Here is a 20,101-nt window from a genome sequence, read left to right on the forward strand (position 1 = left end):
GTCAAATCTCCTTCAACTTCTCTAAACCCTTTTGAGCGATCGCCATATCTTCCTCAACCGCGCCGCCGCTGATACCTAAACCACCGATAACTTTCCCCATTGAATCCTTAATTACGAAGCCGCCGCCGAAAGTAACGACTTGTCCATCAGTCAAGGTTTCCAATTGGTAAAGATCCCCTGCCGGTTGAACGAGCGCCTTTAATTCATGGGTATCTGTTTTCATTGCAACAGCGGAGTAAGCTTTTTTCTGCGCCAAAGATTCACTAACTAAGAGTGCTCCTGACATTCGATAAAAACTTACTAAACTGCCCGTTTCATCAACCAGCGCCATTGAGACTGGAACACCCATTGTTTCAGCTTGCTCCTCGCAAGCCTGAAAGATTTGATGGTGTTTTATCAAATGACTTTTTTGGCTTAGGGTTCCGCTTTGTTCTAAATACCGACGTAATATTTCATCTACTAACTTTTTTTCAGTCTCACTATGATCTTCCATTCGAGCAAAAATATAGAGACAATCAGATAATCGATTAACAAATTTCCGTACGTCCTCCCGCACCTCAGCAGATTCTGACAGCTCTGTCAGCAAGCGTTCGCCATGCCGGCAAACAGCCCGTGCCACATGCAGTTGAGCGGCTGAAAGTGTCTGCCCCGGTAAAATGAAACTATGCACTTCAGGCAAACGTTTGGTGTATTGATCGATCCAGTCCTCCATTTGCTGAATATCGCTTGCTGCGATCAATGTACTTTTCGCTTCTAGCTTAGAGAAATCTTTCTCCGTTGCAATTTCCGCATTCAATAGGAATAGTTTTTGCTGAACCCATTCCAAATGCTGAATAGTCTCTGAATCCTTCGCTAGTTTCTGAGCCACACTGACTTGTGCGCAGCATTCGTCAAATGTTCCATATGTTTCTACTCGTGGATCTGATTTTTTTACTCTTGTTCCATCAAAAAGGCTCGTTGTTCCTTTATCTCCCGTTTTTGTATAAATCGCCATATCGTTCCTCAGCTCCCTAAAAATCAAACGTGTCAATAATTCCAACGATTGCATAATCAACAGCATCTGAAGGAGTCGAAAACATTTTTCTGGCAGAAGAACCACTGGTCAATAAGACATAGTCTCCGATACCAGCCCCTACTGTATCCGCCGCTACCTGTTGAAAGCGAATATTCTGTTGTTCAGAGTTAATCGGTTGGATGATCATCAGTTTTTTTCCAATTAACGATTCATCCTTCTGGGTCGAAACTACACTCCCAACTACTTTTGCCATCAGCATAGGGTTGAACTCCTTTCTACAACAATGACTTTCTTTTCCCGCAATCGATCCTTCGCCAAGTCTGTAACTAATTGTTTTGCCGCAAGCAGTAAAATATCCTCTTGCGTCAGCATAGCTATTTGCTGGTAGGTTATGACCTTATTCGGAAATAGAAAATATTGTTTTCCTTGATTGTTAAGCAACTTCACACTGCACTCGTTGAATAATTCATTTGGAATCAAATCCGTGTTTGAGAAAGCCAGTTCAAATGTTAGACGACAATCATAGTCATAGCTTTGATACAGCCACCTCACTAGAGGATCTTCCGTGTCTTTTTTTATGAACCGCTCTAAAAATAGGATATCTACCTCAGTCAAATGAATCTGCTTATTGTATAAAAAGCCGCTGATTCCTTGATTAATATGGGAAGGCGTACGACAAGAAAGAAATAAGGTATTTTGTTCTCGCTGATTGATGATTGAAATAATACGCTCAACTAACTCGTCCATATTCTTACTCCCAATTCTTATTGCAGACATAGTTACCATACAATTAGAGATCGCTTTGCCGTCCATCTGTTACTCCACGATTGGGGTGGAAGACATCGCAATTCCAATTGGTGTTACAAATTGAGGATATTTTGGTTTATAAACCCTTTGATCCAAATAGTTCGAAAATTCTTGTTCAAATTCAGATAGATAAGACGCTCCGCCAACAACATAGATTGGTTCTGTTGGATGCTTTTTTAACACATTGGCGGTAATGTTAGCCATTCGTTGAATCACTGGTCGGCAAATGATAAAATTCTCTCGATCACGGGCTGGATCTCGTTTGATCTGTTCCGCTTCCTCAATGGAAATCCTGCTATTGCCCGCGATTACTAAAGTCATATGCGTGCCGCCGGTGGGCTCATCCTCTACAATGATCGGCTGGCCCTTCTCAAAAATACTGATCCCAGTCGTCCCGCCGCCAACATCAACTACAGCTCCTTCATTGACACCTAAGACCAATGCCGCCGCTGTTGGTTCATCGACAAGTTCGTCTGCCAGCATATTCGCACTTTCAATGACATTGGCCACCACACGTTTGTTGTTTCCAACGGTGCCTGGCGGAATTGCACCTGATGCAGCTTTCAGAGGAAAACCGAGCGTTTCCTCTGCTTGAGCACGCAGCCGATTAACGATTTGAACTGACTTTTGATAATCAACAACCAGTCCGTCTCTGATAACATCCGCGTATTCAAAAGCACCAAAAACCGGTCGATTCTTTCCATCTAAAACAACCAAAACGATAGAGGAAGTACCCAAATCGACTCCAACTTTATAGCCATCTTCAGGATCAAACTCCTGTGCTTGTTTTGTATTCACAAGTTCATGAAAAGATGTTAATAATTGATTGGCTTTCTCGATTGACTCCATACTTCCTCCTTTGGACTATTCTCTAATAATTCGTCCTCGTGTATTTGGCTGAATATCCGCACCGTTGGCCTCATCTGTATCTACATGCATTTCTAAAACAAAATTCTCTCCTGGCCGTAATTCAACATCGTTAAAAATGCCTCTTCGCGCACCTTCGAAAATTTCTACTGAAACGACTTGTCCTTCTTTTAAGTTCAAACGCTCCATATCCTGATAATTCAAATGAATATGCCGTTTCGCTATGATCGCGGCCGGAATCGTCAACTCTGCCGCATCACTGCGGATCGTGATTTCAATCGCATCATCTAAGTGACCAGACAACCGGATTGGAGGCTGAACACCTAGATTTCTTGCATCCGTTTTTGAGATTTCCACCTGTGAACGTTTGCGTAACGGGCCTAAAATACGAACCTTTTTGATCTCGCCTTTTGGTCCAACTAAAGTCACCGTTTGCTTTGAAGCAAATTCTCCCGGTTGCTTTAACGGTTTCAAAGGTTCAATCGATTCATTAGGAAATAGAATACTGAAATGTTCTTCCGTTAGGTGTATGTGTCGGTTGGAAATGCCAATGGAAAATGTTTCTGCCTGCATCTCCAATAACACTTCACGAACAATTTTTCTAATTTCCTCAATGCTGTAATTATTCATTGCCTACTTTAGGTACTAAAATTTCGTCGACATCGCGATGCGGTCTTGGGATTACGTGAACGGAAACCACTTCCCCCACTTTTTCAGCTGCAGCACAACCTGCATCAGCCGCGGCCTTCACTGCACCAACATCGCCGCGTACCATAACTGTAACTAGTCCTGAACCAATTTTTTCAGTTCCAACTAGCGTTACATTCGCCGCCTTAACCATTGCATCGGCCGCCTCTACGGCACCAACTAGTCCTTTTGTTTCAATCATTCCTAATGCATCATTCATGTCTATTCCTCCTATTTCATCTCAAAGAATTAATTTTTCTTACGTAAAAATTAGTTCTATTTTCAAGCCGTATACCATTCCACTAGAACGTTCACTCTGTATATGCGTTTCTTTTTTTACTTGTTTTTCTTCTGATAAAACTGCAAAAAGTGGAACTGACATCCTATTTCATCTCAAAGAATTAATTTTTCTTACGTAAAAATTAGTTCTATTTTCAAGCCGTATACCATTCCACTAGATCTTTTACTCTGTATATGCGTTTCTTTTTTACTTACTTTCCTCCCGATGAAACTGTAAGTAGTGGAACTGGCATCCTATTTCATCTCAAAGAATTAATTTTCCTTACGTAAAATTAGTTCTATTTTCAAACGATCTACCTTCTGTGCCTATTTCTTCTTTTTTGATTCCGAAGTTTTTTTTGACCCTTTAGGTGGATTCTTTTTCTTTTTTGGTTCTTCTTTGGTCACTTTTTCTTTGGTTGGCTCTTCCTGAATCGTTTCTTCTTTTGTAATTTCTTCTTTACTCGGCTCTTCTTTTATAGCCGCTTCTTTGAACGGTTCCTCGATAACCGGTTTTCCATCTGGTTGCGATTTCTCTTCAACCTTCTCCGGTTCCTGTTGTGGTTCCACTGGTTCACTCACCGCTGGCGTTTTCTCTGGATTCTCATCCGGCGATTTCGAGGCCGACTCTTTCGTAAAGAAAAACTTTTCTAAATTATTGGCTGGGCGAGGAATAACCAGTGCTGATAGAAAGACATTGTTTGCGACGGCTTTGGCTTTACCGGCATCTACCGCCGCTTTTACCGCTCCGACATCGCCAGCGACCTTCACTGTCATCCAACCGAATCCTCGTGCTTTCTCAACACCAAGAAGTTCGACGTTCGCAACTTTGACCATCGTATCTGATACTTCGATTGCACTAGCCAAACCTTTTACTTCGACTAAGCCAATTGCTTGTTTCATAGTTTCACCTCCATAGGATCAATTGATTTGAATGGCACACCCTTTACTAAACGTGCCGCATTCCCACCGAAACTTTTTAAAACTAATGGTGGACAAGTTACAACTCGTTGAATCGATTGATAAGGAGTTTCTGGTGCCAAATTTTTATAATGAAGGGCCGCTTCATTATTTACATAACCAATTCCAACATTTAGCGAAGAAGTGTTTGCCGCAACATACGCAGCCTTCGTCGCCGTTGAAAATTCTTTTTGCTCAATAGAAAAAGGAATTTTTTCTTCTTCTAAACCATAAAGAACATATTGAATATCCTCGATCGATGCTGATTTAGACAGATAGATCAATACCATTGGCCGAACATTTAGATCAAGCTCCATCGAATCCCTCCCTCAAGTAGGAAAGGATCAAACCAGTCGCCACTGCATTACGCGGTCCCTCGATTTGTCGAATGTTCCCACGTCCAGCTACCAATCCGTAATGAGACAGCGCGTTCGTTACAATCTGCGGAATTTCAAAATCTAAAGCAGATCCGCCAACAATTACGACAAACGGAATATCTCGAATACTCCCTGTTGGACTGACGCGCCGCAAAGCCCGCAACGCGTTCGTTACAAAGACACGTTCCTTTGCAGTTTGTCGAACGATTCGAATTTTTTCAATCGAGTCATCACCAGGTATTGGTACATAGCCATCTGGTGTCACAACCACCACTTTAGCGAACAACGCTGGATCTAAAGGCGTATCAAAGAATTGAACGGAACCGTCTTCATGGCGAATGTAGAAAATATTCTCTACCTTTGCTAAGGGATATTTCTTGATATCCTCAGCTAAATAAACATCTTCTTGGCCTAATTCGGACTGAATCAACATCGTTACCATATCACCAGCACCTGCCAAGTGTGTTGCCACGATTGTTCCATCCTTCTTAATAATGGATGCATCTGTCGAACCGGCACCCAAATCCAAGATCGCCAGTGGCGCAGAAGTTCCCGGTGTGGTCAGCGCTCCTAAGATCGCCGCTTCCGCCTCTGCACCGCCAATCTCAACCTTGATCCCTAAATCCTGTTGAATCTCATCCGCAATTTTCGACATCTGTAAATGATCGGATTTGACCATCGATGCGATTCCAACTGCCTGTTCCATTGAGAATTCACCAGCCACGCCGCCTTTGACACTGATCGGCACAAAAGTATCGACTGCTAATAAATCTTGAATGAAGATTTGATTGACTGGACGATCCGTTAACTCCGCCATCGTTAAGCGTACTTTTTCCAGCATCCCGCCAACGTTTGTACCTGATTCGCCAGTGACATTGTCAATCACTTCGAAGGCCGAAACCGTCTCCATAATTTTTTCTGCACCTGCTGATATGCCTACCGTACTGCGGCGATTCCCACCAGTTACTTCAATTTTCCCAGCAGGAATTGTTCGCGCTTTAACATCGCCTTTTGGTGTCTTTATAACTACCGCCGAGCGATTTCCGATTAAGGCACGGGCAACAGGAACAATATTCTTAGTTGCTTCCGAATCAAGCTCAAAGACCGTGGCTATTCCATAAGGATTGGATAACTGTGATACACCGCGACCGGTTTCAGCCACCTCAACTGCTGCTAGCATATTTACTGGAACCTTATCGATATAAGAAACTTCATCGACAATCGGAATCTTCTTTGATAATCGGTTGTTCACCAAAACTCCATCATCCGATTGCATGATAGCCGCAGTAATCAGAAAGCCATTTGCTACAAAATGATTGATTTGGCGTGCCACAGCATCAAAGTCAAAGGACTTTTCAATGATCAAAATATAAGGAGTATCCTTCTTCCCGATCTTTTCAATCTCAGCAAAACGAAGCGTAGTTCCTACGCCCAAGCCTAAGCCGCCGGGCGTTTTGGGATTATGGCCGATCATCGTTGACTCGGTGATGATCGTTTCCGTAATCGTCTCCATCGCAACATCGCCGATAACCGGTGTTGCCTCATTGATTCGAATTAAATCGATTTCTTCGACCTTTAATCGATTTTTTGCGCAGGCTTCATTGATTGCTTTATAGATACCAAATAGATTCTTCTTCGTCCCTTTAATACCCGTCGTTTCAGCAATGGCAGATTCTAGGAATCGGACATGTTGATGATCATCAATTTCAACCAAAGCTACTTCAGTTGAGGAATTTCCAATATCAATCCCAATTACACGTTTCATGATTCATTGCTCCTCTTCCTGAATTTCCGAACTAGAAATTAATTATCACCTTTAAGTTTCTTCCGTTTTTCATAATATTCCGCTGCTTCGCGCACATAAGCTGCGCTGATTTTCGCATCATATTTCGTTTCCAACTCACTCGCGATATCTAGTAGTTCCTGTTTGCTTGAACGATAAGGACGCAAAGCGTTATACATTTCCAACACTCGTGCATCAGGAACAGCTGTTAACTCAGACGCGCGATCAAAATTATTAGAGATTGTTTTTCTACCTGCACTCGTAGCGATTTCTCCTTGCGCTTTCAAAATACGGGGCGTAATTTTTAAATCGTCAGGTGTTAATGATCCATTCAATACATTTTCTAACGTAATATCATCCAATGTCTTACCAGTATTTGTTTTGATCCAATCCGGATGATTTTTTGCGATCGGATAGTCAGCAACAGTCGCTGCCCCAGAACTTACAGTAGTTTCTGTCGCTGCCGGACTTGTACCGCTATTCATATCTTTTAAGATTCCTCGAACCAAACTCTCGATAGATTGCTCATTCATTCTAGTCACCTCACTATAAAGTTACAGAAATTTCTTCTGCTGGTTTTCCGATTACTACGTGCTTCGTTTCTTTAATATGGAGCAATGCTGATAACGCTTGATATTTCGGCCGAGCCATTTGGTCATTCATCATTGGCACTGGATTTGGCGACTCGCCTTTCGCATATTTTGCGGCGTTTTTCCCAATCGCACGATAGGTTTCTAAAGTGATCAGCGGTGCTTGCGGGAATAACTCCAAATTTGACAGCGGTTGCAAATCCTTTTGATGGATAATCGCTGTACCTTTTGATTGGATCGAAACACAAACACCCGAACCAGATAATTTATCTCCTTCAACACCGGCAAAGGCTACATCAGAAGTCCGATAAACTTTAACAACCCGAGCTTTTAAGCCTTCTTCTTCAATACCGGCAATCACTTGTTTTAGGATTTCTTTATGGGGAACGCCAAGAATATTGGTTGTTTGTGAATCTGCAAAAGCTGGCGCCACAGCAATAACTACTTCATCCTGAGAATTTCCTGGTTGAGCAACGCCGACAGATTTAAACCAATCAGACGATGTTGTGGACTCTGTCTTTGTTTGTTCAAAAGCAACAGGTTGATCTCCTGTGTTTGCTTCCATTTCAGTTAACACTTCTTTGATAATGGAGCGCAAAAGATTTTCATTCAGTTCTGTCATTTTTACTCCTCCTTAAATGTCTTTCGGATTGATTGCTTTAGGGATCGCTTTTACTTTTTCCCACTCGGCCCCATCTAATCGGTACCCAGTTCCCGGTCCAGCATAATCATTCTTGTCATTGACGGCAGAGATCACATTCCAATCTGCATCAAAGATTGAAGACGTTTGTAGGAAGTCTCCCGCTACACGTTGTTTCAAAAGATTGAGCAAGCTTGTTGCGACATCTTCAAAACCACTTTCTGACAAGCCCTTAACAAGATCCAAACCTGTCTTACCTTGAGTTAATAATTCTTGTGCTGCTTTGATATCTTGCACCATGTCACGTTCCGGCATGTCTTGTGATCCTCGAGCATAGGTTGCTGCTTCAACTTCTTCATCAGTGATCGTTGGCAAGCCTAGCTTATCAAACAGCCCTTGCAAAGCTCTCGCAGCCTTATTACGAACTGCCACAACATCCTCTTCACTAACCGGCCGTAATCCGCCATCAACTTTCAAATCCCGTTGAATGACATTGTAATCATCGAAATCATCAGCATCAAAGTTGGAACCGGCAAACATGTTGTCATAGTTTGGCGTTGCTGAATAACCTGATGAAATGAAGTCTGTACCTGGTAAGAATTGCATCAGCAAACGAGCCGTTCTCCGAATGTCTGAATGTGAGAAGGTTTGGTCATTTCCTGAAGCCACTTCCAAATCAAGCAGCATCGCAATCAAGTTTTCAGCTAAAATAGCTCGAATCCCTGAAGGAACTGCCCCTGGAACTCCGATACAGCTGATCGAACCATTTTGCAAGCCTTGAACTCCGGCTGCTTTTGTTAAATAGATACAACGTGTTTCAAGGTAGAGCATTGATTTGCCTTCTGCGTATCCCATTTGTACTTCTGATCCAGTCCCTGAAGTGAAACGCATCTTCAATCCGCGAGAGGCATAACAAGAAGCTAAGAATCCTTTAGACCAAGGCGTATCATCGCCATCGGTAAATACTTGTTCCGTACCATAAACAGAGATTGTTTCGGCATAAGCGGTAAAGCCGCGCATTCCTAAATCAAGCTCTGTTGCTTCTTCTAATGAACACTGTGTCAATACGCCTGGACGTCCAGTTTGCGAACCAACCATGATCGCCACTGCGTTGAATGGCGCATAACGAGCAACGGCTACCGTTGTTTCCTGTTCATCAAAGCCGCGCAAAGCACCTTCCGCCGCATCCGCTGCGATCTGTACAGGATTATCGCGAACGTTGGTTACGTGAGATTGAGTCGTTGGACGACGACGAGCCCGCATTTTTTGAACCGCCATCATCATTTCAACCACGTTCATATATCCGACTACTTCATTTAATTTCCCTGGTGTTGCCGCAGTCGTCAATTGAACGATTTCTTCTCTTGAAATATTTGGATCAACGATTTTATTCGCTAACTCTTTCGAAGGAATAGCCATTACTTCTTCGGTGCGAGTTAAATCAATTCCGTATTGAGCGATATATGAATCAATCAAATCAAAGTCAGCTTTGTCTTTCCCATCAAGTTCAACCACTTCACCATTAACGATCTTGATGCTTGGTTTAGGGTCATTCGGACTTTGCATCGCAATTAATCCTTCTTCTACCCATTCATCTACGAAACCATCTTGATTGACCGGTCTTTTTTCTAGTTCTTCAAATCGTTTTGATTTCATCTATTTTTCACTCCACTCTTAAATGTATGATGGTTGATCATTTTTAGGCGTACTACCCATCGTTCCCAATAATTGGCAACCAATATCGCGAGCTGAAATAATTGCTTGACGAACAGCTCCAGAATCGCCTGTGATTGTCATCGTTACCTCATTTGAGAAACTTTGGCCATTTTGCGGTGTTGCGTAAGATACTACATCAACATTCGCTGATTTCAGTGCCGTATCAGCCATTACTACACCAATTGCGGCAGGAGCTCCAACTAAAATTCCGAAAGCTTTTCCGACCGGAGCACCAAATACTTTATTGCATGCGTAACTAGCACGTGCTGTATATTGACATTCAATATGTCCAGCCTCGTTGCCGTATACATCTCCAAATGTGCGCGTATCCACTTCTTTCAGCGTAACCTCTACCGCACGTTTCACATCAGATACATCATCGCCGCCAAAGATCACGATCGAACCATGACCAGCTCCGCCTTTTGTATCACGAGGCATTTCAATCAAGATGACTTCTGTATTTGTCGCTTTCACTGCTTCATCAGCAGCCATAATATGAGGTCCGGCACCAGTACGAGCACCAACAATTCCGATTGAACGATATTTTTTCTCTAATTTCATTGTTTCTAATAGAGATGAATCTACGTTAGCGATTACTAACCCGATCGTATCTCCAAATTCTGTAGCTCCTACAAATTCAGTCAATGCACATTGCTTTTCAATCATTTTATGATCTCCTCCGTTAGTGGTTTTCAACTCATTTCCTGTTTCCATTTTTGCGAGCACACGCTTCATGATCTCTTCGATCTTTTGATCTGTGTTTGCCATCAGCTATCCCACCTTTCTATTCTGACTTAGGGAGCAAGCCTTCAACTTCAGTATGTGGACGTGGAATAACATAATTAGAAACAACTTCTCCTACTGAGTTAGCCGCAGAAACACCTGCATCAACGGCTGCTTTTACCGCACCTACATCTCCTCGTACCATCACTGTCACTAATCCAGAACCAATTTTTTCCGTTCCAATTAAGGAAACATTCGCAGCTTTTACCATCGCGTCAGCTGCTTCAATAGCACCAATCAACCCCCTAGTTTCAATCATTCCTAACGCTTCCTGTTGCATAAAACATTCCTCCTAATTTTTTTGATAGCACTTACATTTATAATGATAAACAAAAAAGATAGAACAAATTTGTCCTATCTTTTAGTCGGATTATTCCCAATGTTAAAATATTGTGGTCACAAAGTGTCAAGACAACGTCAAATAAACCTTAATCAAAGTTCAACTAAGGTCAGAAAATAGTAATATTTTGTCTTCTGCTGGTCAAAATAATGTTATTGGTCTAAACGAGATTTAAAATAATTTTGTGTTCTGGTAAAATGATAGTTGACTAGGAGGCGCTTACATGGAAAATATCAGTACATTGAATTCGCAAAGTTCCTTGCAACTTTCCAAAACAATCCAAGATTTTGCTCTTGCAGCCGATTTTGGGTCGGTACTTGTTGATATACATGGAAAGGAAACTTCCGACCTATATAACTTCTCTCCTTTTTGTCAGTTAATGCGTTCAAAGCCAGAATTCAAATCTCTTTGCCAAAAGTGTGATGCATTCGGAGGCTTAGAAGCCTCAAAAAATGGTAACCCTTGTATTTACCGTTGCCATGCTGGACTCACAGATATTTCATTACCTATTATTCGCAATAATCAATTGATTGGATTTGCATTATTTGGTCAAGTAGAGATGAATGACGACTCGCAAAATTCATTTACCCGCATCCATCCGATCGTTACTCCTTGGGAATCTCCACAGGAATTACGTCAAGCCAGAAAGAAAATTAAGACCGTCAATACAACTCAAATTGAATCTGCCGCCGCTTTACTCAAAACGATTGGCGATTATCACTTCAATGACGATGACCCGCGGGATCAAATTAAATTTAACTTTCACTCAAGTAAAAAAGAAACTAAAGATTCTATCAACTCCAAAAATGATGAAATTCGCAAAGCCATTTCTTACATTGATACGAACTTAACGACCAATTTAACACTTGAAGACGTCGCTAACCATGTGTATCTTAGTCAATTCTATTTCAGCCGTCTATTCAAAAAGGAAATCGGTGTCAGCTTCATTACCTATTTGAATAGACAACGAATCGAACAAGCAAAGGTTCTATTGGCACAATCGAATTTAAGCATTAAATCCATTTCGCAAAATATTGGTTATTCCCAAACGAGCTATTTTTGTAAAATATTCAAAGAACTTGTCGGCATGACTCCGGTTAACTATAGAAAAGAAAAATAATTCATTAAGAGCAGCCGAATTACGGCTGTTCTTTTATTGCCACAGCTAACTCATTTAAAAAAACTTTTTGTAGCCATGCGATTCTACTGGCGTTATTGTCCATGATTTTTTTTCGCTGCGAAAAGTGGAGCTCGCAAAAAAAGTGAGGTGTCTGAAAGACACCTCACCAAATAAACGTCACTTTGACTATTCATGGTGAAATAATTCTCCCAATACAATTACCTCAGCAAAAGGGCAGGTATCCTGACTTCGCTTCATCCTCCATCTCGCCTTCCCGAAAGTGGCTACTTGAGATTTCGTCTGCTTATACAGTAGAAAGGGTCTGCCAAGGATTCTCACCTTGTTCCCTGTTCCAAATGCTTCTATTCAATTCTTTACGAGTACATAATAACGCAGAATGTATCCGCTGTCAAAATTCATCTGTCAACAGAAAATTTTTTAGGCCTGATATTCCTTCCTGATTTACTGTGGACAATGAGAAAACTTTTTGTGCTCCGGCCAGACGCAATCTCTTCTGTGCCAGATCATAATCTGCCTCAGTATGCTCCAAATCGGTCTTCGTAATAATGCCGATCATCGGTTTGGTGAAACGTGATGAAAAACATGGCGGAAAATAATTCTGTCGGCTCGTGATGCTTTGGACCACCGCAATACAATCAGCTCCAACGGCTGAACTCACTAATGCATTATAATAAAAACGGTTCTCCATAAATTCACCCGGCGTATCAATCACATTATCTGTAAAATAGACCTGCTGTGTTTTATGGTATTTAATTTCCCAATCATTCAGAAGCTGCATCAACGTTGTTTTTCCTGATCCGGTTTCGCCAATAAAAATGACTCGTTTCATAGTTAGGTCCTGGTAATTTCTGCAACATCAAAATCCAAGATGGTTGCTAGTGAATTTATTACTTGCTTTAACGCAAATTCTACTGATGATACTTCACCAATAATCACTACTGCTCCACTAAAACGATCCATAAAACCAATCGATACATTACCTGATTTTTTGGCAATGTCGGCACCAATGATCGACGCTTCACTCGGAGTAATCGTCAAAATCCCAATCGCATCACCGGAATGTTCAAGACCAAGCTTTTCAAAAACTTCTTGATTGGCATGAGGAATCAAATGAGCAAGTGTGACCTGTTTCCCTGGAACATATTCTTGAATGGAACGCTCGATATTTCTTTTTTCACTCATAACAGTCACTCTCCCACCTTCATAAAAAGTTTAGCACAAAAAAATAGCATAGTTTTGTTCTAATACAACAAAATTATGCTTTCAGATTTCCTCTTCTTAAAAAAAGCCCTCGCCGATCCGGCAAGGGCTCAAACAATTATTTACCTAAACGCTCAACATCACGAGCGATCATTACTTCTTCATCCGTTGGAATCACGTATACTTTCACCCGAGAGTTTTCAGTTGAAAGTTCGGCTTCTTTTCCGTGGATGCTCTTATTGATTTCTTCATCGATCTCGATACCGAACCAAGTCATATTTTCTAAAACCATCCGGCGAACAGGATCGGCATTTTCACCAACACCAGCAGTGAAGACGATAGCATCAACACCATTCATCACAGAAATGTATTGAGCAATATATTTACGGATACGATCACAGTAAATATCCAAAGCTAAAATAGCTTCTTCATTGCCTTCTTCAGCACCTGTTTCGATATCACGCATATCGCTTGAGATACCTGTTAAGCCTAAAACGCCTGATTTTTTATTCAAAACATCGATCATTTCATTAATATCTGAAATGCCAGCTTTTTCCATAATATATGGTAATAATGATGCATCGATATCCCCAGAACGAGTTCCCATTGTCAAACCAGCTAATGGGGTAAAGCCCATTGATGTATCAACTGATTTTCCGCCTTCAACAGCAGTCACTGATCCGCCGTTACCAATATGGGCAGTGATGATTTTTGTTTCTTCGATCGGTTTGCCTAATAATTCAGCCGCACGTTCGGAAACGTAGCGATGGCTTGTTCCGTGGAAACCATATTTACGCGCAGAATATTTATCGTAATATTCTTTTGGAATACTATATAAATAATTTGTCGCTGGCATGGTCGCATGGAAAGAAGTATCAAAAACAGCCACACTTGTTATGTTAGGCAAAATATGACGGAAAGCTTTGATTCCCATTGCGTTTGCCGGATTGTGCAACGGCGCAAATTCACTAAGACCTTCAATTTTAGCTAAGACATCGTCATCAATCAAAACAGAATCTTTAAAGTATTCACCACCAGCGACCACACGGTGACCAACGCCAGTAATTTCATCAAATGATGCAATGATTTTTAGTTCGATCAATTGATCCAACAGCATTTGAACAGCGACCTCATGATCTTTGATATCTAAAATTTGTTCAAATTTTTGTCCATCTCCGTATTTGATCGTAAAGATCGAATCATTCAAACCGATTCGCTCAACGATTCCTTTTGCGATTACTGACTCATCAGGCATTTGATATAGCTGCCATTTTAGACTTGAACTACCTGCATTGATTGCAATTGTTTTTGACATTTTAACTCTCCTTTTAATTAAATTGCTATTCGCTCATTTGAGCAGTTTATAAATTAGAAGACTTCCAGTCCTCGAATTTTTTAAAGAACTCTGTTACCTGTGTTGGATCTTTTAATGAAGGCAAATGAACAAGTAAAACTTTTTCTGCCTGTTCTGCTGTCTCGCCTTTTTTCTGCAATAATAAAATACTTTTTCGCGAATGTTCTGATTTGAACAACTCATCTGGCAATTGAATGATGCCTTGCAATAACACGTCATCCTTTAACCATTTTTGCAGCAAGGGTCCTTGGTCTGTCTCAAGAAAGTTACTTGGAACTAAAAATAATCCAAAGCCGGCTGGTTTTAAATAATTCATCGCTTGCTCCATCAATAAATGATGTGCATAGCTGTGATCCTTTTCAGAATGGGTGGCAAATTTCTCTGCCTGTTGATCGTTTGGATAGTAACCTACAGGAAGATCCCCGATAACGTAGTCAACTGGATCAACTAACAAATCTTGCAAGCTGTCTTGATGGAACAACTTTATTTCTTCTCCCATCAATAAACTATCTGAAGCGGCAATTGCAAGCAATGTTTCGTCATTATCCACGCCGATTCCATTAACCGAAAAATTTGCAGCTCGCAAATTGATCAATGTAGTCAACAAAAGATTCCCCATACCAACGGTAATATCTAAAATTTCTAACGATTGTTCCTTTTTAACCGTCAGCTGTTCGATCAAAAAGACAAACAAAAAGCCGATACTATCAGGCGTCAATTGGTGATTAGGCTGTAAACTTTCGGTTTTTGATCCTTTAAGCAAAATCAATTGCGTCAGTTTGCGCCAATCTTCTTTTTCTAACTCCAGCCCTAGTAGTTCTTGATAAATTGCTTCTATTTTAGCCACCGTAACTTCATCAGGTTGTTGATCAAGCACACGTACTTTTGCATTATCAACTAAGTTCTCCGTATTTTCGATGTAAGCGTCAAAAAAAGAAGTCCCTAGTGAATGTTGCAACGCGATGATTGCTTCTTCCATTAAAGAAAAAGCGGTTTCGATTTTTTCTGGATTCATCTTGCACCTCACTAACTAATATAACACTCACGATACCTGTTCTATTTTAGCGAACATGTTCTAATTAATCAATCGCTTTCTTTCTTTTATCATTGTTTTCCTAATTCAACATAAAGGTATCTTCTACAATACATTCTCCTGCATTTGTCAGATTTCCGTAACTATATCAATCTGACGAGCTTGATGTGCTATTTTTTTCATAAAATTGATATGTTTTCTTTTTAATTTTCACGATAATCTTTAATTGTTCCGGTTCTTTTTCATAGATTAATTCCCCTTTATTAAAGATCCAGGTTCCTTTGCTTTTATTCAAGTTAGGATAATCAGCCAAGAAAAGCTCTTTCGCGATTTTTGCCTGATACAATTGTTCCGTTCTTGAAACCAAATCAGCTGTTTGGTAATAACTTGTTAATAGATTTAATAGTAGAAAGCTGAACAAAAAAATAGCCAATAAAACGGAGAGCAGTACTCCGCCTCGGCTATTCAAAGATCCAGGTTCCCTCTTTCTTTTTCCCATCAGTGAAGGTGACAACAAAATCCACGCCATTATTTTTTTCTTGGCAAACAAATTGATTCACTCCCATCAACAATGGCTGATTCCCGCCTGATTGTCTTTTAATTATTCTATTATTTACTTTTTTGATTACTAGAGGAACCATCTTCCCCTTACTCTCTATTTCAGTTGATATTTCCGTTTGCGATGTCCCTATGTACTTTACTTCATGCAGCTCATTATCCAACTGGAGCAAAAAGATTTCCCATTCTAATTGGTGATACCCGCTCAACACCTGTTCCATTTTGTGAGCATGCTGAATTAATCCTGAAAGTAGTAACAGGATTCCACTAAGCATTAATAGCGCTACTAAACTTTCCAACAAGATGAAGCCCTTATTTTTTTGCAATTATGATCTCTCCTTGATGATTCAAAGCCATTCCTTGTTCTAGCGATATTTCAATCTGTGGTTTTGCTGACCCAACAGGGTGCAGCCGACACCGACGTGTTTCAGTATAAAGATCACGATAACTAGTCAGTGTACTAAGCCGCAACTGACTTTCTCTTTGCATTTTGATCGTGACTCCGACATAGCTTGAGACAATGATCAACAGAATTGCCAGACTGATCAAACTTTCTAACAGAATATATCCTTTATTTTCTTTCAAAACGACCACTCCCCATTTGAAATTGATAAATAATCTGTCCCTCAGCATTAAAGATAATCTTAGGTATATTTCCATTGCCTGATTGATCCGTTGTAATATTTCCAGTTTCTGCACCGAAGAAAACGGAACCCTTACTGACCAACTTCACTGATTTTGGAACATCTAATTGCCGCCATGGCAACTCCGTATGATTGGTAAAGAAAATGATGAACTGTTTGTCTGGATAAAGCTCAATGCGCGTTGATCGTGAATCTACAATAGCCACTTGCTGCAAATGCAAAATAGATTTTTCGAATTGATAATAAAAAAATTTTTTCTCTAACTCCTGCTGCCAACTTTTAATCGCAATTGTTGGTAACAGAACAAAACTGCACACTAAGACCAATACGATCAGTGTCTCGATCAATGTAAAGCCCGACCTATGGTTGTTTCTGTGCTCGTTCATAGGCTTCATATTGCTCCTTTTTAACGTAGCCGCCAGAAATTAGTTCATTTTCACTTGGTTTGTGTCCTTTGTCTAGCTCAAAAACCTCGATTTGTGTTTCCACTACCTTAGCAATTGCCGCATCACTTTTCTTACTCGCACTCTCTTTTTGACTGATTAACTTGGGAACAAATAGCAACAAAAGCAGGCTGATAACGAAAAGAACAACTAGCATCTCTAATAATGTGAAGCCTGATAATTTCTTTTTCACAGAATTCCCTCCAAATTTGTTAAAGGCAAGAGCATCGTTAAATACAAACTGACAATCAAAATTGCTACAATAAGGAACACAAGAGGCTGCAGCCAAGAACACAAAAATTCTAATTGATTAAAAAAACGGCGCCATACTAATTGACTGTAGGTGAGCAACTCCTTTGCCAAGTTCCCCCGCGCCTCTCCTTGAAATACAATCCGACTAAATTCTCTAGTCAAAAAAGGGTAGCGTTCCAACTCTTCGGCTAAAGTATTTCCTTGAGCCAAACGAACTTTTAAATCACCGGCCATTTCCTGCATCAGGGATTTGCCATTGACAACCAATAGACATTCGATGATTTGATTCAATTCCAATCCTTGTTGAAAAAGTTTTCCCCACTCTAACGCAAAGTAGGCAGAATAATAATTGCTAAACAATGTGCCTAGAAGCGGCATTTTTGCTAGAACACGAAATCTAACTAAATAATTGTGTCTCTTTCCCCATGATTGCCAACATAAAAGCAGTACGAGCAAAAAAATGATCATTCCCAAACCTATCACGGGCACCATTTTTATTAATTGAACCGAGAAATCTTCTGCTCGGATCATGCCGCTCGCTAACAATTGAGGCAATAAGAAAAATCTCATTCCTAACAAGATCACAATCAGAAATATTAACAACAGTAATGGATACGAGACTGCTTTGAGAAAGTTCTCTCGTTGACGCTGAACCAAACGCATCTGTTCAGCAATTCCTGACAGTGTTTGGGCAAGATCACCATGGGATTCTGCCAACTCAATCTGTAAAATTTGATCATTGGAGTAATTCAACTGCGCAAAGCTTGCAGCCAGACTTTTTCCTTGATTGAGGTCTTGCTGGACAGAGGCTAGAATTGACGGTACAAAAAGATTCGCATTGAAGAAAAACGCAAACGCCTGCTGCAAGCTAAAACCATTTTCCAGCAGATCACCCAGCAGTTGAACAAAATCAATTCGTTGTTTTCTTGTTAGTTTGGTTTTGTTCCACACATGCCAGCCCTTCTTCCCAAGTAAATAGCAGATTCTCTTGATAAAATCGATAGCTCGTCAGCAGTCCGATTGTTTCATTCACAGGTAACAATTCTTGATAAACAATTCCTTGTAAACACTCCTTAAGCAAAGAAGCCTCACCGCCCAATTCAAAAATACGGGCTTGAGCAGAATCTAAACTAGCTGCGTGCAATGTCGCATAAACACAATGACCGGTTAAGGCCGCTCTGATTGCGCCTTGAATCGTTTTTGTGTCACGAATCTCGCCTATAATCAAAACATCCGGATGGTGTCGTAAAGATAATTTTATTAATTCATCGTAACTCTGATGAATTTTTTCATTCACCTGTAATTGTAAAAAATCGGGCTCTTCAATCTCTACTGGATCTTCGATTGTAATGACTTGTCCCTTCATTTTACGAGCCAGCTTGTACATCAAAGTCGTTTTTCCAGATCCAACAGGACCACAGAACAAGTAAAGTCCGCGCTTTTTAGTCTGGGTCTGAAGAATTTTTAGCTGCTCAGGCAGATGGTACACTTCTGGACTACGACCAAATTGATGCAAAAACCGAATAACTAAACTTTCTTGCTGCAGATAATCACCAACGGTAGATAATCTCAGTCGTTGTTCACCATGAGGTAAGGAGTAGGAGATCGCTCCAAGTTGGGCCTTGCGTTTTTCACTAACGTCCATTTGACCTAAATATTTGAAACGATTAATCAGCTGCAAAGCGGTAACCACACACAATTCATTTTTAACATAGGATAGATTTGAGTTTTTATGCTCATAGAAGGGGCCTCGCCGAAAAAAGCAGCGGTACTTTTCTCTTTGAGGGAGTAAATATAAGTCTTGCATCTGATGTTCGAAACCATATTGGATCAATTCATCCGAAAGCTGTTCGATCTCCATTCCTTTCACCTCGAAAATAAGATACGCAAAAAAAATTCGTAGCTTCAAAAAAAAGATGAACCAGAAATCTGGCCCACCTTTTTTATCTTTATTTTTTTGTTTTATCTTGGAAACGCGCTTCGACTCGATAAATCCGCTGCCCCTTATTCGAAAATTTTTCTTCATATTCAGTCATGATATTTCCTTCATAAGAGCTTTCATGCAAGTCTAACCAGACTTGCTCAATTGTCATACCGTATTTCGAAAAGCTGCTTAATGAATACTCAAACAACCCTTGATTATCAGTTTTGAAATGAATCTCGCCGGCTGGTCGTAAAATTTCTTCATCAACTGCTAAAAAGCTTGGTGATGTTAAACGACGTTTCTCATGTTTCTTCTTCGGCCATGGATCAGAGAAGTTTAAATATATTTGATCAACTTCACTGCTCGCAAAATAATTAGTTAACTCTGAACCATCTACGTGCAGTAATTGTAAATTAGGCAATTCTTTTTCCACTAATTTATCTAAAGCCATCGATACGACACTGACTTGCATCTCCACGCCGATATAATTGATCTCTGGATGAGCAGCAGCCATTCCCGTAATGAATTGACCTTTTCCCATCCCAATTTCTATGTGAATCGGATGATCATTGCCAAACCGTTCAGACCAGCGTCCCTTCCACGCTTCAGGATCTTGTACCACATATTCAGGTCGAGCAGCCAGCATTTCTGCTGCACCCGGGCGGTTTCTTACTCGCATTGTTTTCCTCCAATTTTTTTATATGAATG

The 20,101-nt window shown here is 40.6% G+C and carries 27 protein-coding genes and 1 riboswitch; of the genes, 1 reads left to right on the forward strand and 26 read right to left on the reverse strand.

The genetic code is table 11. The annotated features are described in order from the left end of the window. Nucleotide 1: 1 nt before the first annotated feature. The 14 genes from I585_RS04695 to I585_RS04760 all read right to left on the reverse strand — a co-directional run bounded on the left by I585_RS04695 (nucleotide 2) and on the right by I585_RS04760 (nucleotide 10,784). A complete protein-coding gene (locus I585_RS04695) occupies nucleotides 2–994 on the reverse strand; it encodes a cob(I)yrinic acid a,c-diamide adenosyltransferase (RefSeq protein ID WP_010739891.1) in 993 nt (330 codons plus the stop codon). 16 nt (nucleotides 995–1,010) lie between these two features. Then, a complete protein-coding gene (locus tag I585_RS04700) occupies nucleotides 1,011–1,274 on the reverse strand; it encodes a EutN/CcmL family microcompartment protein (RefSeq protein ID WP_010739892.1) in 264 nt (87 codons plus the stop codon). Continuing rightward, nucleotides 1,268–1,762: a PduM family microcompartment protein gene (gene pduM / locus I585_RS04705; RefSeq protein ID WP_232089356.1), complete on the reverse strand. Its 495-nt coding sequence runs from the start codon at nucleotides 1,760–1,762 to the stop codon at nucleotides 1,268–1,270. Before pduM ends, I585_RS04700 begins: the two co-directional genes overlap by 7 nt. 69 nt (nucleotides 1,763–1,831) lie before the next feature. Then, the gene (gene eutJ / locus I585_RS04710) at nucleotides 1,832–2,671 is read right to left on the reverse strand and encodes an ethanolamine utilization protein EutJ (RefSeq protein ID WP_010739894.1); all 840 of its coding nucleotides are present in this window, start codon (nucleotides 2,669–2,671) and stop codon (nucleotides 1,832–1,834) included. A 15-nt stretch (nucleotides 2,672–2,686) separates the two neighbouring features. Then, nucleotides 2,687–3,319, reverse strand: a complete 633-nt coding sequence (pduL, locus tag I585_RS04715) for a phosphate propanoyltransferase (RefSeq protein WP_010739895.1) — start codon at nucleotides 3,317–3,319, stop codon at nucleotides 2,687–2,689. Next, a complete protein-coding gene (locus I585_RS04720) occupies nucleotides 3,312–3,596 on the reverse strand; it encodes a BMC domain-containing protein (RefSeq protein WP_010739896.1) in 285 nt (94 codons plus the stop codon). The genes pduL and I585_RS04720 overlap by 8 nt, the downstream gene beginning before the upstream one ends. A 386-nt stretch (nucleotides 3,597–3,982) precedes the next feature. Then, nucleotides 3,983–4,558 (reverse strand): BMC domain-containing protein, encoded by a 576-nt coding sequence (locus tag I585_RS23815; RefSeq protein ID WP_010739897.1) that lies wholly within the window; start codon nucleotides 4,556–4,558, stop codon nucleotides 3,983–3,985. Further along, nucleotides 4,555–4,932 carry a glycerol dehydratase reactivase beta/small subunit family protein gene (locus I585_RS04730; protein ID WP_010739898.1) on the reverse strand — a complete coding sequence of 126 codons (378 nt, stop codon included), beginning with the start codon at nucleotides 4,930–4,932 and terminating at the stop codon, nucleotides 4,555–4,557. The genes I585_RS23815 and I585_RS04730 overlap by 4 nt, the downstream gene beginning before the upstream one ends. Continuing rightward, nucleotides 4,922–6,757 (reverse strand): diol dehydratase reactivase subunit alpha, encoded by a 1,836-nt coding sequence (locus I585_RS04735; RefSeq protein WP_010739899.1) that lies wholly within the window; start codon nucleotides 6,755–6,757, stop codon nucleotides 4,922–4,924. Before I585_RS04735 ends, I585_RS04730 begins: the two co-directional genes overlap by 11 nt. A 38-nt stretch (nucleotides 6,758–6,795) precedes the next feature. Further along, entirely contained in the window at nucleotides 6,796–7,308 is a 513-nt protein-coding gene (locus I585_RS04740; RefSeq protein WP_010739900.1) for a diol dehydratase small subunit, read from the reverse strand. Between the two features lie 13 nt (nucleotides 7,309–7,321). Next, entirely contained in the window at nucleotides 7,322–7,987 is a 666-nt protein-coding gene (locus I585_RS04745) for a propanediol/glycerol family dehydratase medium subunit (RefSeq protein ID WP_010739901.1), read from the reverse strand. 12 nt (nucleotides 7,988–7,999) lie between these two features. Beyond that, nucleotides 8,000–9,661, reverse strand: coding sequence for a propanediol/glycerol family dehydratase large subunit (locus tag I585_RS04750; protein WP_010739902.1), 1,662 nt, complete (start codon nucleotides 9,659–9,661; stop codon nucleotides 8,000–8,002). A gap of 18 nt (nucleotides 9,662–9,679) precedes the next feature. Then, nucleotides 9,680–10,489: a propanediol utilization microcompartment protein PduB gene (gene pduB, locus I585_RS04755; protein ID WP_010739903.1), complete on the reverse strand. Its 810-nt coding sequence runs from the start codon at nucleotides 10,487–10,489 to the stop codon at nucleotides 9,680–9,682. Between the two features lie 16 nt (nucleotides 10,490–10,505). Further along, a complete protein-coding gene (locus I585_RS04760) occupies nucleotides 10,506–10,784 on the reverse strand; it encodes a BMC domain-containing protein (protein ID WP_010739904.1) in 279 nt (92 codons plus the stop codon). 283 nt (nucleotides 10,785–11,067) lie between these two features. On the opposite strand from I585_RS04760, the gene I585_RS04765 reads away from it, so the two are divergent. Continuing rightward, nucleotides 11,068–11,964 (forward strand): PocR ligand-binding domain-containing protein, encoded by an 897-nt coding sequence (locus tag I585_RS04765; RefSeq protein WP_010739905.1) that lies wholly within the window; start codon nucleotides 11,068–11,070, stop codon nucleotides 11,962–11,964. Between the two features lie 216 nt (nucleotides 11,965–12,180). After that, a riboswitch (cobalamin riboswitch) is annotated at nucleotides 12,181–12,354 on the reverse strand. 19 nt (nucleotides 12,355–12,373) lie between these two features. Here the strand turns inward: I585_RS04765 and I585_RS04770 are convergent. The 12 genes from I585_RS04770 to trmB form a co-directional block, all read right to left on the reverse strand. Then, entirely contained in the window at nucleotides 12,374–12,814 is a 441-nt protein-coding gene (locus I585_RS04770) for a EutP/PduV family microcompartment system protein (protein WP_010739906.1), read from the reverse strand. Nucleotides 12,815–12,816: 2 nt separating this feature from the next. Then, entirely contained in the window at nucleotides 12,817–13,167 is a 351-nt protein-coding gene (locus I585_RS04775; protein ID WP_010739907.1) for a BMC domain-containing protein, read from the reverse strand. A gap of 136 nt (nucleotides 13,168–13,303) precedes the next feature. Beyond that, nucleotides 13,304–14,500: an acetate kinase gene (locus tag I585_RS04780; protein WP_010739908.1), complete on the reverse strand. Its 1,197-nt coding sequence runs from the start codon at nucleotides 14,498–14,500 to the stop codon at nucleotides 13,304–13,306. Between the two features lie 46 nt (nucleotides 14,501–14,546). After that, the gene (locus I585_RS04785; protein WP_010739909.1) at nucleotides 14,547–15,554 is read right to left on the reverse strand and encodes a class I SAM-dependent methyltransferase; all 1,008 of its coding nucleotides are present in this window, start codon (nucleotides 15,552–15,554) and stop codon (nucleotides 14,547–14,549) included. Nucleotides 15,555–15,720: 166 nt separating this feature from the next. Beyond that, nucleotides 15,721–16,041, reverse strand: a complete 321-nt coding sequence (gene comGG / locus I585_RS04790) for a competence type IV pilus minor pilin ComGG (RefSeq protein ID WP_010739910.1) — start codon at nucleotides 16,039–16,041, stop codon at nucleotides 15,721–15,723. Further along, nucleotides 16,034–16,456, reverse strand: coding sequence for a competence type IV pilus minor pilin ComGF (gene comGF / locus I585_RS04795; RefSeq protein ID WP_010739911.1), 423 nt, complete (start codon nucleotides 16,454–16,456; stop codon nucleotides 16,034–16,036). The genes comGG and comGF overlap by 8 nt, the downstream gene beginning before the upstream one ends. Continuing rightward, the gene (gene comGE / locus I585_RS04800; RefSeq protein ID WP_244265971.1) at nucleotides 16,443–16,724 is read right to left on the reverse strand and encodes a competence type IV pilus minor pilin ComGE; all 282 of its coding nucleotides are present in this window, start codon (nucleotides 16,722–16,724) and stop codon (nucleotides 16,443–16,445) included. The genes comGF and comGE overlap by 14 nt, the downstream gene beginning before the upstream one ends. After that, nucleotides 16,702–17,160: a competence type IV pilus minor pilin ComGD gene (gene comGD, locus I585_RS04805; RefSeq protein ID WP_244265972.1), complete on the reverse strand. Its 459-nt coding sequence runs from the start codon at nucleotides 17,158–17,160 to the stop codon at nucleotides 16,702–16,704. Before comGD ends, comGE begins: the two co-directional genes overlap by 23 nt. Beyond that, nucleotides 17,135–17,410, reverse strand: a complete 276-nt coding sequence (comGC, locus tag I585_RS04810) for a competence type IV pilus major pilin ComGC (RefSeq protein ID WP_010739914.1) — start codon at nucleotides 17,408–17,410, stop codon at nucleotides 17,135–17,137. The genes comGD and comGC overlap by 26 nt, the downstream gene beginning before the upstream one ends. After that, nucleotides 17,407–18,420 (reverse strand): competence type IV pilus assembly protein ComGB, encoded by a 1,014-nt coding sequence (comGB, locus tag I585_RS04815; protein ID WP_010739915.1) that lies wholly within the window; start codon nucleotides 18,418–18,420, stop codon nucleotides 17,407–17,409. Before comGB ends, comGC begins: the two co-directional genes overlap by 4 nt. After that, on the reverse strand, nucleotides 18,380–19,330 hold the full coding sequence (gene comGA / locus I585_RS04820; RefSeq protein WP_010739916.1) for a competence type IV pilus ATPase ComGA: 951 nt from the start codon (nucleotides 19,328–19,330) through the stop codon (nucleotides 18,380–18,382). The genes comGB and comGA overlap by 41 nt, the downstream gene beginning before the upstream one ends. An 88-nt stretch (nucleotides 19,331–19,418) precedes the next feature. Then, the gene (gene trmB / locus I585_RS04825) at nucleotides 19,419–20,072 is read right to left on the reverse strand and encodes a tRNA (guanosine(46)-N7)-methyltransferase TrmB (RefSeq protein WP_010739917.1); all 654 of its coding nucleotides are present in this window, start codon (nucleotides 20,070–20,072) and stop codon (nucleotides 19,419–19,421) included. Nucleotides 20,073–20,101 lie beyond the last annotated feature (29 nt).

The organism is Enterococcus malodoratus ATCC 43197, from assembly GCF_000407185.1.
GTDB classification, from domain to species: domain Bacteria; phylum Bacillota; class Bacilli; order Lactobacillales; family Enterococcaceae; genus Enterococcus_A; species Enterococcus_A malodoratus.

Coding starts and splice junctions, on each gene's coding strand:
- I585_RS04695 (WP_010739891.1), bottom strand. CDS start 994: ATGGCGATTTATACAAAAACGGGAGATAAAGGAACAACGAGCCTTTTT.
- I585_RS04700 (WP_010739892.1), bottom strand. CDS start 1,274: ATGCTGATGGCAAAAGTAGTTGGGAGTGTAGTTTCGACCCAGAAGGAT.
- pduM (WP_232089356.1), bottom strand. CDS start 1,762: ATGGACGAGTTAGTTGAGCGTATTATTTCAATCATCAATCAGCGAGAA.
- eutJ (WP_010739894.1), bottom strand. CDS start 2,671: ATGGAGTCAATCGAGAAAGCCAATCAATTATTAACATCTTTTCATGAA.
- pduL (WP_010739895.1), bottom strand. CDS start 3,319: ATGAATAATTACAGCATTGAGGAAATTAGAAAAATTGTTCGTGAAGTG.
- I585_RS04720 (WP_010739896.1), bottom strand. CDS start 3,596: ATGAATGATGCATTAGGAATGATTGAAACAAAAGGACTAGTTGGTGCC.
- I585_RS23815 (WP_010739897.1), bottom strand. CDS start 4,558: ATGAAACAAGCAATTGGCTTAGTCGAAGTAAAAGGTTTGGCTAGTGCA.
- I585_RS04730 (WP_010739898.1), bottom strand. CDS start 4,932: ATGGAGCTTGATCTAAATGTTCGGCCAATGGTATTGATCTATCTGTCT.
- I585_RS04735 (WP_010739899.1), bottom strand. CDS start 6,757: ATGAAACGTGTAATTGGGATTGATATTGGAAATTCCTCAACTGAAGTA.
- I585_RS04740 (WP_010739900.1), bottom strand. CDS start 7,308: ATGAATGAGCAATCTATCGAGAGTTTGGTTCGAGGAATCTTAAAAGAT.
- I585_RS04745 (WP_010739901.1), bottom strand. CDS start 7,987: ATGACAGAACTGAATGAAAATCTTTTGCGCTCCATTATCAAAGAAGTG.
- I585_RS04750 (WP_010739902.1), bottom strand. CDS start 9,661: ATGAAATCAAAACGATTTGAAGAACTAGAAAAAAGACCGGTCAATCAA.
- pduB (WP_010739903.1), bottom strand. CDS start 10,489: ATGGCAAACACAGATCAAAAGATCGAAGAGATCATGAAGCGTGTGCTC.
- I585_RS04760 (WP_010739904.1), bottom strand. CDS start 10,784: ATGCAACAGGAAGCGTTAGGAATGATTGAAACTAGGGGGTTGATTGGT.
- I585_RS04765 (WP_010739905.1), top strand. CDS start 11,068: ATGGAAAATATCAGTACATTGAATTCGCAAAGTTCCTTGCAACTTTCC.
- I585_RS04770 (WP_010739906.1), bottom strand. CDS start 12,814: ATGAAACGAGTCATTTTTATTGGCGAAACCGGATCAGGAAAAACAACG.
- I585_RS04775 (WP_010739907.1), bottom strand. CDS start 13,167: ATGAGTGAAAAAAGAAATATCGAGCGTTCCATTCAAGAATATGTTCCA.
- I585_RS04780 (WP_010739908.1), bottom strand. CDS start 14,500: ATGTCAAAAACAATTGCAATCAATGCAGGTAGTTCAAGTCTAAAATGG.
- I585_RS04785 (WP_010739909.1), bottom strand. CDS start 15,554: ATGAATCCAGAAAAAATCGAAACCGCTTTTTCTTTAATGGAAGAAGCA.
- comGD (WP_244265972.1), bottom strand. CDS start 17,160: ATGAACGAGCACAGAAACAACCATAGGTCGGGCTTTACATTGATCGAG.
- comGA (WP_010739916.1), bottom strand. CDS start 19,330: ATGGAGATCGAACAGCTTTCGGATGAATTGATCCAATATGGTTTCGAA.
- trmB (WP_010739917.1), bottom strand. CDS start 20,072: ATGCGAGTAAGAAACCGCCCGGGTGCAGCAGAAATGCTGGCTGCTCGA.